This window comes from Rhodopseudomonas palustris BisB18, from assembly GCF_000013745.1.
GTDB lineage: Bacteria > Pseudomonadota > Alphaproteobacteria > Rhizobiales > Xanthobacteraceae > Rhodopseudomonas_A > Rhodopseudomonas_A palustris_F.
Genome location: NC_007925.1, coordinates 1,723,390 through 1,737,755 on the forward strand (window position 1 = coordinate 1,723,390; position 14,366 = coordinate 1,737,755).

The 14,366-nt window shown below is 65.8% G+C and carries 15 protein-coding genes; 9 read left to right on the top strand and 6 right to left on the bottom strand.

What is annotated here, in order from left to right:
* Window positions 1-43 precede the first annotated feature (43 nt).
* Both RPC_RS26060 and RPC_RS26065 read left to right on the top strand, forming a co-directional pair.
* Complete coding sequence (locus tag RPC_RS26060) at window positions 44-334, top strand: hypothetical protein (protein ID WP_011472054.1); 291 nt, start codon at window positions 44-46, stop codon at window positions 332-334.
* A 61-nt stretch (window positions 335-395) separates the two neighbouring features.
* Window positions 396-866, top strand: a complete 471-nt coding sequence (locus tag RPC_RS26065; RefSeq protein ID WP_157043157.1) for a hypothetical protein — start codon at window positions 396-398, stop codon at window positions 864-866.
* A 166-nt stretch (window positions 867-1,032) separates the two neighbouring features.
* On the opposite strand, the gene RPC_RS07980 is transcribed toward RPC_RS26065, so the two are convergent.
* Entirely contained in the window at window positions 1,033-1,521 is a 489-nt protein-coding gene (locus RPC_RS07980; RefSeq protein WP_011472056.1) for a PaaI family thioesterase, read from the bottom strand.
* Between the two features lie 198 nt (window positions 1,522-1,719).
* Between RPC_RS07980 and purL the strand changes: the two genes are divergently transcribed.
* On the top strand, window positions 1,720-3,930 hold the full coding sequence (gene purL, locus RPC_RS07985; protein ID WP_011472057.1) for a phosphoribosylformylglycinamidine synthase subunit PurL: 2,211 nt from the start codon (window positions 1,720-1,722) through the stop codon (window positions 3,928-3,930).
* Window positions 3,931-4,137: 207 nt separating this feature from the next.
* On the opposite strand, the gene RPC_RS07990 is transcribed toward purL, so the two are convergent.
* A complete protein-coding gene (locus tag RPC_RS07990; protein ID WP_011472058.1) occupies window positions 4,138-5,319 on the bottom strand; it encodes an acyltransferase family protein in 1,182 nt (393 codons plus the stop codon).
* A 71-nt stretch (window positions 5,320-5,390) separates the two neighbouring features.
* On the bottom strand, window positions 5,391-5,756 hold the full coding sequence (locus tag RPC_RS07995) for a DUF427 domain-containing protein (protein WP_011472059.1): 366 nt from the start codon (window positions 5,754-5,756) through the stop codon (window positions 5,391-5,393).
* Window positions 5,757-5,940: 184 nt separating this feature from the next.
* Here RPC_RS07995 and RPC_RS08000 point away from each other — a divergent pair, with 184 nt between their 5' ends.
* From RPC_RS08000 to RPC_RS08010, 3 genes are all read left to right on the top strand, one after another.
* Window positions 5,941-6,177: a BolA/IbaG family iron-sulfur metabolism protein gene (locus RPC_RS08000; protein ID WP_011472060.1), complete on the top strand. Its 237-nt coding sequence runs from the start codon at window positions 5,941-5,943 to the stop codon at window positions 6,175-6,177.
* A gap of 104 nt (window positions 6,178-6,281) precedes the next feature.
* Complete coding sequence (locus tag RPC_RS08005) at window positions 6,282-7,394, top strand: low temperature requirement protein A (protein ID WP_011472061.1); 1,113 nt, start codon at window positions 6,282-6,284, stop codon at window positions 7,392-7,394.
* Window positions 7,395-7,455: 61 nt separating this feature from the next.
* Entirely contained in the window at window positions 7,456-8,178 is a 723-nt protein-coding gene (locus RPC_RS08010; RefSeq protein WP_011472062.1) for a hypothetical protein, read from the top strand.
* 325 nt (window positions 8,179-8,503) lie between these two features.
* Here RPC_RS08010 and egtD read toward each other — a convergent pair whose 3' ends face one another.
* Both egtD and egtB read right to left on the bottom strand, forming a co-directional pair.
* Window positions 8,504-9,475, bottom strand: coding sequence for an L-histidine N(alpha)-methyltransferase (gene egtD / locus RPC_RS08015; RefSeq protein ID WP_011472063.1), 972 nt, complete (start codon window positions 9,473-9,475; stop codon window positions 8,504-8,506).
* A gap of 41 nt (window positions 9,476-9,516) precedes the next feature.
* A complete protein-coding gene (egtB, locus tag RPC_RS08020) occupies window positions 9,517-10,776 on the bottom strand; it encodes an ergothioneine biosynthesis protein EgtB (RefSeq protein WP_011472064.1) in 1,260 nt (419 codons plus the stop codon).
* A 257-nt stretch (window positions 10,777-11,033) separates the two neighbouring features.
* On the opposite strand from egtB, the gene grxD reads away from it, so the two are divergent.
* Genes grxD through RPC_RS08035 form a run of 3 tightly spaced genes read left to right on the top strand, consistent with a single transcriptional unit; the run spans window position 11,034 to window position 13,217 of the window.
* The gene (grxD, locus tag RPC_RS08025) at window positions 11,034-11,366 is read left to right on the top strand and encodes a Grx4 family monothiol glutaredoxin (RefSeq protein WP_041801553.1); all 333 of its coding nucleotides are present in this window, start codon (window positions 11,034-11,036) and stop codon (window positions 11,364-11,366) included.
* Window positions 11,363-11,905: an O-acetyl-ADP-ribose deacetylase gene (locus RPC_RS08030; protein ID WP_011472066.1), complete on the top strand. Its 543-nt coding sequence runs from the start codon at window positions 11,363-11,365 to the stop codon at window positions 11,903-11,905. The genes grxD and RPC_RS08030 overlap by 4 nt, the downstream gene beginning before the upstream one ends.
* A 22-nt stretch (window positions 11,906-11,927) precedes the next feature.
* Window positions 11,928-13,217, top strand: a complete 1,290-nt coding sequence (locus RPC_RS08035) for a serine hydrolase domain-containing protein (protein ID WP_415914810.1) — start codon at window positions 11,928-11,930, stop codon at window positions 13,215-13,217.
* Here RPC_RS08035 and RPC_RS08040 read toward each other — a convergent pair.
* On the bottom strand, window positions 13,183-14,298 hold the full coding sequence (locus tag RPC_RS08040) for a threonine aldolase family protein (protein WP_011472068.1): 1,116 nt from the start codon (window positions 14,296-14,298) through the stop codon (window positions 13,183-13,185). The two genes, RPC_RS08035 and RPC_RS08040, sit on opposite strands and share 35 nt — an antisense overlap.
* Window positions 14,299-14,366: the final 68 nt, after the last annotated feature.

The window sequence follows — 14,366 nt, forward strand, 5'->3', positions numbered from 1 at the left end:
GGCCCCGACTTTTCATTTGTAATGATAGGGGGAATGGTAAGGCATGTCAAGCAATTTGAATGACGACGAAATTGCAGTCATTGCGATGCTGCTTTCGGCCGAACGACTTGCTGCGCTGCAGGCTCTAACCGGCTCAACTCGCGCTGCAATTGAGCTGCACCAGGAGACACTTCGCCTTGGATCCAGCCTATTGAACGTTATTGCCTTAATTGAGCTAGCCATCAGAAACTCCGTGTCGGAAAATCTCTCGGCGCACTTCGGCACCCCGCGTTGGCTCACTCATCCTCCCGCCCCATTTCAATGGAAGCCGACCGAGAAACCAGATCGCTCGTAATGCGTTGGACAGCGCTCAACGTGCAGAATACGCTAAGGCATCGGCAGCAGAGCGAACTGCCTTGGAAGCATTGGCCTTCCCTGGTGGTCGCCCACCGAACACATCTCACATCAAACGTGCCAAGGAACGCCGGAAACAGATTGTCGTCTCTGAGGGAAAAATTATCGCTGAAACCACATTCTACTTCTGGAAACGCCTCTATAGCGGCGACTACGAGCAATCACTTTGGCGAACATCCCTCAAACGGACTTTTCCGAACAAACTGACAAAACGCGCGCATGTTGCTGCGCAGTTGGAGCACATCTACCAAGCACGCAATCGCCTCGCGCACCACGAGCCGGTGCTGCACAAGAGATTTCAAGACAGTGTGACCGCGATGGAGTTCGTCATTTGTAATCTCGGCTCTCCGTTACCAAGCAACGAAACGCCTTTAGCGAAATTGCTTGCCTGTGACCTCGCCCTGGTCAAAGCGAAAGCAGAGGTCCTTCACGACAAGCTCAACGCTTATAGGACCGGCGCTCAGCACACCTAGCCACGACGGCTGCACTGCATTGCCCTTACCGACCGGGAGCGAAGCCGTCATTGCGGGTTACGAGCAGCGAGCTCGGAGTGAATCCAGAACCTGTACGCCGCGCTGAGCGTCCAGATTTTTATAACTGACGGTTGCGGGTTCGCTCGTGCTGCACGGATCGATCGGCTCAATGCCCGTCGCCGACCTCGCTCGGCGGCACCTTGCGCTTCACCCGCTTGATCGTCCCGGAAAACGTGAACAGCGGCCGCCCGGCGCTTCTGATGATGCCGCGGACGAAAATCAGCGATTTGCCGGCGCGGGTGACTTCGCCGGTGGCTTCGACCAATTCGCCCTCATAGGCGGCGTCGAGGAATTCGCAGCCGAACGCCACCGTCACCGCGGGGCCCTGCAATTCATGCGCGGCGATCGCGAACAGCGCATAATCGGCAAAGGTCATGAAGCAGCCGCCGTGCACGCCGCGCAGCCCGTTGAGGTGCTTCGGTTCGACCCGGAACGCGCAACGGACTTTGCCGTCGTCCTCGAAACGGTGCCAGAACGGGCCGTTGTTGGATTCGAAGGTGTCGCGGGTCCAGGTCCGCCAGCCGGCGAATTCGCCGTCGGTGGCGATGGTGAGGTCGGGGCGACCCAGCGGCGGGAGGGTGGCGGTGTCGGTCACGGTCCGGTCCTTCTGCTGGGAACGTTCGATCCATAAAACCGATCGCCGGCTTGAATGCAATTGCCGGCCGGCGGCGCCCGCGGGAAACCCGGAAATGCGCCATAAAACCGCTTTCCCCGCTGTCGCAATCTTTCTAAGAACGGGCCTTCTCCTTCCCCGCGGGGGAGGCCGATTGACCGTTTCAGGAAATCCGCCGCGATGTCGTCCAAGCCCACGCCGATCACCCCCGAACTCGTCGCCAGCCATGGGCTGAAGCCGGACGAATATCAGCGCATCCTCAAATTGATCGGCCGCGAGCCGAGCCTCACCGAACTCGGCATCTTCTCGGCGATGTGGAACGAGCACTGCTCGTACAAATCCTCGCGGCTGCATCTCAAGGGGCTGCCGACCAAGGCGCCGTGGGTGCTGCAGGGCCCGGGCGAGAACGCCGGCGTGATCGACATCGGCGACAATGAGGCCATCGTGTTCAAGATGGAAAGCCACAACCACCCGAGCTTCATCGAGCCGTATCAGGGCGCGGCCACCGGGGTCGGCGGCATTTTGCGCGACGTGTTCACCATGGGGGCGCGGCCGATCGCCTGCCTCAACGCGCTGTCCTTCGGCGCGCCGGAGCATCCGAAGACCCGGCATCTGGTGTCGGGCGTGGTCGCCGGGGTCGGCGGCTACGGCAATTCCTTCGGCGTTCCCACCGTCGGCGGCCAGGTCCGCTTCGACACCCGCTATGACGGCAACATTCTGGTCAACGCCATGGCGGTCGGGCTCGCCGACGCCGACAAGATCTTCCTGGCTGCGGCGTCGGGCGTCGGCATGCCGATCGTCTATCTCGGCTCCAAGACCGGCCGCGACGGCATCCACGGCGCCTCGATGGCGTCGGCGGTGTTCGACGACGATTCCGCCGAGAAGCGCCCGACCGTGCAGGTCGGCGACCCGTTCGCCGAGAAGCTGTTGCTGGAAGCCTGCCTGGAAATCATGGCGGCGGATTGCGTGATCGCGATCCAGGATATGGGCGCGGCCGGGCTCACCAGTTCGGCGGTCGAGATGGGCGCCAAGGGCAATCTCGGCGTCGATCTCGATCTCGATAAGGTGCCGACCCGCGAGCCCGGCATGACCGCCTATGAGATGATGCTGTCGGAGAGCCAGGAGCGCATGCTCATGGTCTTGAAGCCGGAGAAGGAACGCGAGGCCGAGGCGATCTTCAAGAAGTGGGGGCTCGATTTCGCCATCGTCGGCCACACCACGCCGACGCTGCGTTTCGTGGTCAAGCACGGCGGCGAGGTCAAGGCCGACCTGCCGATCAAGGAATTGGGCGACGAGGCGCCGCTGTACGATCGCCCGCATGTCGAGACCCCGAAGCTGCCGATCATCCATGCCCGCGACATCAAGCCGCCGATCGGCGTGGTCGAGGCGCTGGAGAAGCTGATCGGCTCCCCGGAATTGTGCTCGCGGCGCTGGGTCTGGGAGCAATACGACCACGTCATCGGCGGCAACACCGTGCAGCGCCCCGGCGGCGACGCCGCGGTGGTCCGCATCAAGGACGGCCCCAAGGGCCTGGCGCTGACCGTCGACGTCACGCCGCGCTATTGCGAGGCCGATCCTTATGAGGGCGGCAAGCAGGCGGTCGCCGAAGCCTATCGCAACATCACCGCGGTCGGCGGCAAGCCGCTCGCCATCACCGACAACCTGAATTTCGGCAATCCTGAGCGCCCCGAGATCATGGGCCAACTGGTCGGCTGCCTGAAGGGCATTGCGGAAGCCTGCGTCGCGCTGGAGGCGCCGATCGTGTCCGGCAACGTCTCGCTCTACAACGAGACCAACGGCCGTGGCATCCTGCCGACCCCGTCGATCGGTGGCGTCGGCCTGCTGGACGATTTCACCAAGTCGGCGACGCTGGCGTTCAAGGCCGCGGGCGAGGCGATCCTGTTGATCGGCGAGACCCGCGGCTGGCTCGGCCAATCGGTGTATTTGCGCGACATCTGCGGCCGCGAAGAAGGCGCGCCGCCGCCGGTCAATCTCGACGCCGAGAAGCGCAACGGCACCGTGGTGCGCGGCATGATCCATTCCGGCACCGCCACCGCGGTGCATGACCTGTCCGACGGCGGGTTGCTGATCGCGCTGGCCGAGATGGCGATCGCCGGTCACATTGGCGCCGCGCTCGACGCCGGTCCGGAAGCCATCGTGCCGCATGCCTGGTGGTTCGGCGAGGACCAGGCGCGCTACCTCGTCACCGTGCCGGCCGACGAACTGCTCGGCGTGCTGACCAAGCTGAAGGCGGTCGGCGTACCCTGCCTGCAGATCGGCAAGACCGCCGGCCATACGCTGTCGATCGCCGGCGAACGCGCCATCGACATCAAGGCGCTGGAGCACGCGCACGAGGCCTGGCTGCCGAACTACATGGGCGGCAAGGCGTAACGACGAAGCATTGAGCCGTCATCCTGAGGTGCCCGGCGTAGCGCAAGGCGCGAAGCCGGGCCTCGAAGGATGACGCCGCAAGCACAGCGGATCGAACGACGTGCCCGCGGCCCATCCTTCGAGGCCCTCGCTGCGCTCGGGCGCCTCAGGATGACGCCGTGCGTGGTGGTGCGCTCAGCATGACTCAGCGCGTGTTGGGGCGCCCGCTCACAACACCAGCGCGACGCCGGGAATCCGCCGCAGCAAAGCGGTGGTGATCCAGCTCAAAGCTAGCCCCAGCACGAACACGATCCCCGCCTTGGCGATCGCCGGCAGGTCGTAGCCGTACAGCCAATATTGCAGCCACAGCATGTAGGCGTAGTGCACCAGGAAGATGCCGTAGGCGTCGTGCTGCAAGGCATCGAGCAGGCTACGGCCGGCGGTCTTGAAGCGCAGGAAGAACGCCAGGATGGCGAAGCTGATCGCCGCGCTGAACACCACGAAGGCGATCGCGTAGCTCGCCTCGTACCAGTCCGGCAGCATGTCCGGATTGCCGAGGATCTCGCGCTTGATATAGATCAGCCCCCACAACGCGCAATACGGCACCAGCGCGGTGATCGCCCAGCGCGCCCAGCCGTTGGGCAATTCGCCCTCCGGGCTGAGCAGGCCGGTCTTGATATTGGCCGCGCCGATCCCGGCGCCGAGAAAGAAATACGCCGCGTACAGCAGGATGCGCGAGGTCTGCACCGAGAACGGTCCGAATTCCAGCCAATGGTTCGGGCCGAGCAGAACCCGCACCGGCACATAGACCACCGCGGCGACCGCCACGAACACCGCGAACAGCACCACCGGCTGGCGGAACGCGCGTACCGACAGCCGGTTGATCGGATCGAGCGCCTGCGGCGCCAGCCGATACAGCAAGCCGCCGACGATGCTGTAGATCAGCAGCACCCAGAGAAACCACAACGGGCCGCTCGGCCACGGCCCGACCGTGACGGTCTTGAGCCAGAATTCGGCAAAGCCGAGCCCCGGCGACTGGCGCAGCGCGATCGCGTAGTAGGCGATCGGGATGATGGTCAAGGCGGCAAACACGAAGGGCAGGCCGAGCCGGATCAGCCGGTCGCGGGCGAACACCCCCGGCGCACGGTGCGCGACGCTCGGCCACAGAAACAGCCCCGACAGCAGAAAGAACAGCGCCATGAAGAAGCTGTCGGTGGCCAGCACGATGGCGTCGAACCCGGCAAAGGATTTTGGGTCGGTGTGGCCGTAATAGGTGTAGGGGATCACCGCATGGTGGATCAGCACCAGGATGGTGAGAAAGCTGCGGGTGCGGTCCAGCGACAGATTGCGCGACGACGCCATCGCGGCCGGGGCGACGGCGTGTTCGATCCGATCCGAAACCAGCGTCACGCCGGGGTTCTCCTGCCGTTCAAAGTGATGGTTCCCCAGCGCCGGCCGGCCGCGGGCATCCGGTGCGCAGACTACCCCGCGTCGAGTTGCTCGATCGTGACCTTGTCGGGATAGAACGCCAGATAGTCCTTGATCTCGCGCATCGCCGGAAACGGCTCCTCATAGCTCCACACCGCGTTCTCGAGCGTGGTATCGCCGGCCTTGATGCTGAAATAGCTGGCGTCGCCCTTGTAGGGACAGTGGGTGGAGCGATTGCTGCGTTCCAAGAATTCCTGCTTGGCGTCCTGCCGCGGGATGTAATGCACGGCGGGATAGCTCGCCTCCTTCAGCGTCAACGCGCGGGAGGTTTCGGCGATCACCACGCCGGCCGCGGAGACGCGGACCCGTTTCGGGGTCGGCAGGACGGTGATCGGGTGGTCTGGACCGGGAATCTTCATGGGCATCCCTCAAATTCAGCGGTTCCGATCAGATGGGCGATGCGGGCGGGCTTTGAAAGGGCTACGCTGGCAATATAGGATCGTTATAGGTTCGGGATGACGCCGCGCGCGGTGCCGGCTAGGCTCGGGCGGTCGCGGCGAGCCGCGATTCGAAGGTGCTTTCGAAGGCTTGGGAGAACGTCGGATGCCGATGGACGCACGGGACATTGAATCGATGATCAAGGCCGCCATTCCCGATGCGGAGGTGACGATCCGCGATCTCGCTGGCGACCGCGATCATTATGCGGCGACGGTGATCTCCGAATCCTTCCGCGGCAAGTCCCGGGTGCAGCAGCACCAGATCGTCTATCAATCGTTGCAAGGCCAGATGGGCGGCGTGCTGCACGCCTTGGCGTTGCAGACCGGCGTGCCGGACAGCTGACGCTGGACGATCCGATCATCCCGGAGTCGCACGCGGCGGGCCGCGGGCCGACGCTGCTGCGCAACCGCAAACCCGACGCACACAATCGCGTCACCTATGTCGAATTGTTCTTCGACCTGGTGTTCGTGTTCGCCATCACCCAGATCTCGCATTTTCTGCTGGCGCATTTCACCGTGCAGGGCCTGCTGCAGAGCGCGATCCTGATGCTCGCGGTGTGGTGGGTGTGGGTCTACACCTCCTGGATCACCAACTGGCTGGATCCGGAACAGACCGCGGTGCGGCTGATGCTGTTCGCGCTGATGGCGCTCGGGCTGTTGCTGTCGACCTCGATTCCCAAAGCGTTCGAGAGCCGCGGGCTCGCCTTCGGGCTGGCGTTCGCGGCGATGCAGGTCGGCCGCACCGCGTTTTTCACCTATTCGGTGCCGGCCTCGCAAGCCAAGCTGAAGACCAGCTTCCTGCGCATCCTGCTGTGGCTGAGCGCCAGCGGCGCGCTGTGGATCGCAGGCGGCCTCTTGCACGGCGCAGCGCAACTCGGGCTGTGGCTGACCGCGTTGCTGATCGAATATGTCGGGCCGGTGGCGCGGTTCTGGGTGCCGCGGCTCGGCGCCTCCTCGACCACCGACTGGAGCGTCGAGGGCGGCCACATGGCGGAGCGCTGCGCGCTGTTCATCATCATCGCGCTCGGCGAATCGATCGTCGTCACCGGCACCACTTTCGCCGAGATCGACTGGACCGTGACCACGATGAGTTCGTTCGCGGTGGCGCTGCTCGGCTCGATCGCAATGTGGTGGATCTATTTCCACATCGGCGTCCATGTCGGCGCCGAGCGGATCTCGCATTCCAGCGATCCGGGGCGGCTGGCGCGGCTGGCCTACACCTATCTGCATCTGCCGATCGTGGCGGGCATCGTGGTGACCGCGGTCGGCGACGAATTGCTGCTGGCGCATCCCGACGGCCATGGCGACGTCAAGGCGACGTTCGGGATGATCGGCGGGCCGCTGTTGTTCCTGTTCGGCGTGCTGCTGTTCAAGCAGAGCGTGCACGGCCGCTGGCAGTTGTCGCATCTCGCCGGCATCGCCGCGCTGGTGTTGCTGACGCCGTTCGGCGGATTGCTGTCGCCGCTGCTGCTGGCCGCCGCCGCCACGGCGATCCTCCTGGTGGTCGGCGCCTGGGAGGCGATCTCGCTCGGCGTCGGCGACCGCTCGCCGATCGAGTAGTGGCTTAACCAAGGCTTAACGGCGCCGATGCACCGTGCCGCGCGGGTTCGAGGGGCCGATTTTGTCGACATGGCAGCAAGACAAGGCGGAAGCCAATCGGCGGGCGCTGGCGCGGCTGAGCAAGTCGCTGCCGGCGGTGTTTCCCGCCGCGGTGCTGGCGCGCGCCTTGGCCTGCCGCTTCGTGCCGCCGACGCCGCGGCTGGCGATCGACGGCTATTGGCGCGACCATCCGCTGCGTGCCGATCGGCTGGCCCGGGCGTTGGCGGCGCGCAGCGGCGCCCCCGACGGCTGGCGCTGGCAGCTCGGCGACGATCGGGCCGAAGGGCGACCGGCCAGCTTCCGGGCGCCGCCGGCGCCGTATCGCGAAGCGGCGCACGGCAAGGGCGCCGGGTTCTGCTGCGTCTGCGGCCAGCCGGTGTATCGCTTCGGCTGGCACGTCGATCTGTGGGATCGCGGCGTCAACCGCAACGCCAATTGGCACTCTGCCTGCGTGGTGGCCTGGCAGTTCTGGAATGCTCCGAGCGGCCAGACCCTGCTGCTGCGCCGCCTGCAGGGCCGGCGCTGCCGGCAGAGCAACCGCCGGCTGCTGCGCGCCGCCGAGGTCGATCACCTTGTGCCGCTGTTCGAGGTCTGGCGCCGGCACCGCGACACGCCGTGGCCCGAGCTGCTCGGCTATTGGGGGCTGCCCAACCTGCAGGTGATCAACCGCGAGGTCCACGTCGAAAAATGCGCCACCGAGGCGCGCGGCAGAAGCAGAACCAGCGCCGCCGCGGGACTCGCCTGAGCAGCGCCGCCGAATGAGAGCATTGAAGTAACAACAATCGTCATTGCGAGCCGGGGGCGGCGCGGTGCGTCGGCCGAACAGATAGACGGCGTGCCGCGTTATCGCCCGATTGGTCGATGCGCATCACCACAACCAAGTCGTCATTCCGGGGCGCGAGCAGCGTCAGCTGCGAGCGAACCCGGAATCTTGCTGCGAGGTGGGCGTGGGCTCGCGCGTTGCGAGATTCCGGGTTCGCTCGGGCTTGCGCCCTCGCGCCCCGGAATGACGGTCTTTTTTGATCAGGCGCGTCCAACTGGAAGGTCCGATGCGCGGCGCCGAAGGAGCTCTACTCCGCCGCCGCCAGCGCATGCACCGAGAACATGCCGTCGGCGTCGGTCCACAACGCCCGCGGCGTCCAGCCCGCGCCGCGCGCCAGCGCGTTGAAGCGCTCGACGCTGTATTTGTAGCTGCTCTCGGTGTGGATGGTTTCGCCGGCGCGGAACGTGATGCTGTGGCCGAGCAGATGCGCGGTCTGCGCCGTGCGGCTGATCAGATGCATCTCGATGCGGTGGCGCTCGCGGTTGTAGATCGCGCGGTGCACGAACGCCGACAGCTCGAAGTCGCCGTCGAGTTCGCGGTTGATCCGCGCCAGCACGTTGAGATTGAACTTGGCGGTGACGCCGGCGGCGTCGTTATAGGCCGCGCTCAGCACCCGGTCGTCCTTCTCCAGGTCGACGCCGATCAGCAGCGTTGCCTCGGCGCCGAGGATGGCGCGGGCGCTGCGCAGGAACCCGCAGGCCTCAAACGGCTCGAAATTGCCGATCGTCGAGCCGGGGAAGAACCCGACCTTGGGCAATTCGCGCACCGTATGCGGCAGCGCGAACGGCGCGGTGAAATCCGCGGTCACCGGATAGACCGCGAGTTCGGGAAAATCCTGCCGTAGCGCGGCGGCCTGCGCGTTGAGGAAGTCGCCGGAAATATCCACCGGCACATAGGCGCCGAGCGCACAGTCGGGCAGCAGCGTGCGCACCTTGGCGGTCGAGCCGGCGCCGAATTCGACCAGCGCGGCCCCTTGCGGAATCATCGCGCCGATCTCGGTCGCGCGATCCCGCAGAATGCCGAGTTCGGTGCGGGTCGGGTAATACTCCGGCAGGCCGGTGATCTGTTCGAACAGCGCCGAGCCTTCGGCGTCGTAGAAATATTTCGGCGACAGCCGTTTCGGATGGCTCGACAGCCCCTCGATCGCATCCTGCGCGAAGGCCGAGGCCGGCTCGTCGAACCGTTGCGCTGGATTCAGCGCGGCGGCATGTACATTCATAGCGAACTCCCGGTCGCGCTTGCTGCGCGGTTGAATAGTGATCAGCCGCCGTAGTTGGCCAGACGCAGGCCGGTGAATTGCCAGCGATGATGCGGATAGAAGAAGTTGCGATAGCTGATGCGGCTGTGGCCCTCAGGCGTGGCCAGCGACGAGCCGCGCAGCACCAGCTGATTGACCATGAACTTGCCGTTGTATTCGCCGAGCGCGCCTTCGACCGCGCGATAGCCCGGGTAGGGCGCGTAGGCGCTGCGGGTCCATTGCCAAACCAGACCGAACGCGTCGTTCAACGCGCCGGCGCGCGCCGCGACCTCCCACTCCATCTCGGTCGGCAGATGTTGGCCGCGCCAGCGCGCAAACGCATCGGCCTCGTAGTAGCTGACGTGGCACACCGGCGCGTCGGGATCGACCGGCTGCAAGCCGCCGAGCGTCATGATGTGCCAGGAGCCGTCGACCTTGCGCCAATGCCCGGGGGCCTCCCAGCCGTCGCGCTCGACCGCGGCGAAGCCGTCCATCAGCCACAACGTCGGCGTCCGGTAGCCGCCGGCGGCGATGAACTCCAGCCACTCGGCGTTGGTCACGAGGTTGCGCGAAATCTTCACCGGCCCGACCAGGGCGCGGTGCTGCGGGGTCTCGTTGTCGAAATGAAACGCCTCGCCGGCGTGGCCGATCGGATGAATGCCCTCGTTGAGGCTCACCCAGTCGTCGCCGCGCTGCGCGTCGGGGAAGCGCCAGCCGGGCTGATAGGCCGGCGGGATCGGGTTCTGCGCGAAGGCGTGCAGGATGTCGGTCAGCAGCAATTCCTGGTGCTGCTGTTCGTGGTTCAGCCCGACCTCGAGCAATGGCGCGAGCTCGCTCAGCGTCGCCTGGTCGGCGCTGCCGAAAAACTCTGCGATCGCGGCGTCGACATGGGCACGATAGGCGGCGACCTCGGCCGCACCCGGACGGGTCAGCAAGCCGCGCTGGTTGCGGGCGTGGCGCGGGCCGGCGCTGACGTAATAGGAATTGAACAGATAGGCGTAGTCGGGATGAAACGGCGCATAGCCCGGGCAATGCTGGCCGAGCAGGAACTGCTCGAAGAACCAGGTGGTATGGGCGCGGTGCCATTTGGCCGGGCTGGCGTCCGGCATCGACTGCACCACCTGGTCCTCGGGCGACAGCGGCGCGGCGCGGCGCTCGGTTTCCTCGCGGACCGTGCGGTAGGCTTGCAACAGCTGCTGCGACAGTTCGCCGGACTCGGATGGGGAACGTGATGACGGGCAAGGGGCGGCCAAGGCTGCCGCGGCGGATGCTGGTTTCGTCACGCAAATCTCCGGTTTCGGGGAAAACGCTGCTCCGCGGGATGGGTTCCGCGGCGTGATCCGACTCCGGAGATAGGAAGCAAAAGCGGCCGAGGACAGGGTGGCGTCCGGCGAAAACCGTCCGCCCGGCCGGACCGCTCTGCGGCCGCAGCGGTGCGCGAATTCGCCTCCCCGGCATTTTACTTGGGGTGGCCAATGGTTTCGGATAACCTATTTAAGGTTTGACGCGCCGTCGGCCGGTGCCGCAAAAGGACCCGATTATGAGCATTGAGCAATTCATCGAGAGCGAAGTGAAGTCCAACGACGTCGTGCTGTTCATGAAGGGCACGCCGCAGTTCCCGCAATGCGGGTTCTCCGGCCAGGTGGTGCAGATCCTCGATCACGTCGGCGTCGGCTACAAGGGCTTGAACGTGCTGGAATCCGCCGATCTGCGCGACGGCATCAAGACCTATTCGAACTGGCCGACCATTCCTCAGCTCTACGTGAAGGGCGAATTCGTCGGCGGCTGCGATATCGTGCGCGAAATGTTCCAGGCCGGCGAATTGCAGCAGCTCTTGGCCGACAAGGGCATCACCGTGGCGGCCTCCGCCTGATCCGGCAGCTCGGCCCGGTCCTCGTTGAGGTCGTCGTCGCGGACATCACCACGCTCCGCCTCGACGCCATCGTCAATGCGGCGAACGCCTCGCTGCAGGGCGGCGGCGGGGTCGATGGCGCGATCCATCGCGCCGCCGGCCCGCAATTGCTCGCCGAATGTCGCGCCCTCAACGGCTGCGACACCGGCGACGCCAAGATCACCCAGGGTTACCGTCTGCCGGCGCGGCACGTTATCCACGCGGTGGGGCCGGTGTGGCGCGGCGGCGCGCAGGGCGAAGATCAGGCGCTGGCCTCGTGCTACCGCCGCGCGGTGGCGCTGTGTCAGAGCCATGGGTTGACGTCGATCGCGTTTCCGGCGATCTCCACCGGCATCTACGGCTTTCCGCCGGACCGCGCCGCCGTCATCGCCATCGCCGCCACGATCGACGCGCTGGCAACGGCGCCGGTGCTGCGCCGGGTGGTCTATTGCTGCTTTTCGGAGATCAGCGCACGGCTGCACGAGGCGGAGCTGGCGGGTGCCCGGATGTCTGTCGAATGAGTCGCCCGCTACGAGCAGCTGCGTGAATCGAAAATCAGGTGCTAGGAAAGTTCGGCAGGCGTTGCTGTCGTGGGCCGGCGGTGTCGGGCTCACCCTGCTGACGACGGTCGCGGGCGCGGCCGACGGCGGCTTCGACAAGCCGGCGGGCGCGCATTTTTCGGCCGCGAAGTTGCAGCGGATCGGCGATTTCTTCGCCAAGGAAATCGCTGGCGGCAAAGTTCCCGGCGCGATCCTGTTGATCCAGCAGCACGGCAAGCCGGTGTATTCGCAGTTCTTCGGCGTCCGCGATCTCGCGACCAAGCAGCCGATGACCGACGACACCATCTTTCATCTGCATTCGATGACCAAGCCGATCACCAGCTTCGCCGCGATGCTGCTGATCGATCAGGGCAAGCTCCGGCTCGACGACCCGGTCGCCAAATACATTCCGGCGTTCGCGACGATGCAGGTCGGCGTCGAGAAGACCAGCGAGGCCGGCAAGTCGCTGGAGCTGGTGCCGCTGGCCCGTCCGATCACCATCAAGGATCTGCTGGTGCATACTTCGGGGCTGACTTACGGCTTCTACGGCGACAGTTTGATCCGCAAGACCTGGGGCAACTCCGACATCTATGACGGCGACATCGACAATGCGACGTTTGCCGCGCGCGTCGCCAGGTTGCCGCTGGCGGAGCAGCCCGGCACGCTGTGGGACTACGGCCATTCCACCGACATCCTCGGCCGCGTCATCGAGGTGGTGTCCGGGCAGTCGCTGTACCAGTTCGAGAAGCAGGCGCTGCTGGATCCGCTGCGGATGACCGGCACCAGCTTCTTCGTCACCGAGCCGGAACGATTGAAGTTGCAGGCCCGCCCGGTGCCGAGCGACACGTTCGAGAACACCGCCGACATCTACATGAAATGGGAATCTGGCGGCGGCGGCATGGTGACGACGCTCAAAGATTTCGCGCGGTTCGCGCAGATGCTGTTGAACGGCGGCGTGCTCGACGGCCGCCGCTATCTCAGTCCGGAAAATTTTCGGCTGATGACCACCGACCACATCGGCCCGGGCTCCGGGGTGGCGCGCGATTACTACTACTTCCCCGGCGACGGCTACGGCTACGGTCTCGGCCTCGGCGTGCGCACCGACCCAGGCCAAGCCAAGCCGCCGCCGCCGGGCTCGCTCGGCGAACTGAAATGGGACGGCGCGTCGGGCTGCTACTTCGTCATCGACTTAAAGCAGGACATGTTCTTCGTGCTGCTGCAGCAGACCTTTTCCGAGCGGCAGCGGATCCAGACCGAGGTCAAGAAACTGATCTACGAGGCGCTGGAGAACTGAGCCGGGGCGCCGCCGCGGCCACCTGCAGAATGTCGCCGATCGCCGCCAGCGTCTCCTCGATCATCGCCGCTGAGACGTCGAGATGGGTGCAGGCGCGGATCCGTCCGGCCATCACGCACATCAGCACGCCGCGCCGCCGCAATGCCGCCACCAGCGCTTCGCTTGCCAATCCGGTGCCGCTGCTCTCGAAGAACACCAGGTTGGTGTCCGGAAGCTGCACGGCGATGCCGGGAATCCTCGAAAGCCCGTTCGCCAGCGCGCGGGCATGGGCGTGGTCCTCGGCGAGCCTTGCGACGTTGTGGTCGAGCGCGTAGTGGCAGGCGGCGGCGCAGATCCCGGCCTGGCGCAACGCGCCGCCGAGCCGCTGCTTCCAGCGCCACACCTCGTCGATGAAGTCGCGCGAGCCGGCCATCACCGCGCCGAGCGGCGCGCCGAGCCCCTTGGTGAAATCCAGCCAGACCGAATCCCAGCCTTCGGCCATCGCGCGGGCGCTGAGCCCGGTGGCGACGCAGGCATTCAACAGCCGGGCGCCGTCCATGTGGGTGACCAGGCCGTTGGCCTGCGCGATCTCGACGATGCTCTCGAGCGCGGATTGCTTCCAGATCGCGCCGCCGCCCAGATTGGAGGTTTGCTCGACGCTGACCATGGTCTGCCGCGGTTGATTGCGGGTCGCCGGCCGCAGCGCCTCGCGCAGCCGGTCGGGGGCGAATTGGCCGTGGTCGCCGTGCAGCGTCTTGACCTGCACGCCGCCCAGCGCGGCATGAGCGCCGCCCTCCAGCGCCACGATGTGCGCGGTCTCGTGGGCCAGGATCTCGTCGCCGGGGCGGCAATGCACCAAGGTCGCGGCGACATTGCACATCGTGCCGGACGGCATGAACACCGCCGCCTGCTTGCCGAGCAGCGCGGCGACGCGCTCGCACAACGCGTTGACGGTCGGATCGTCGCCGATCTGTTCGTCGCCGACCTCGGCTGCGGCCATCGCCTGGCGCATCGCCGCACTGGGCCTTGTCTGGGTATCGGACAACAAGTTGATGCGGATCGGCGGCAAGCCGGGCTCGTTCAACACCGGGGCGTAAGCCATGATCAGTTCCTGTCCCACGCACGGCAGGGCAGATTGATCATCCCCCTAGCAGTGACAGCCATCCGTTG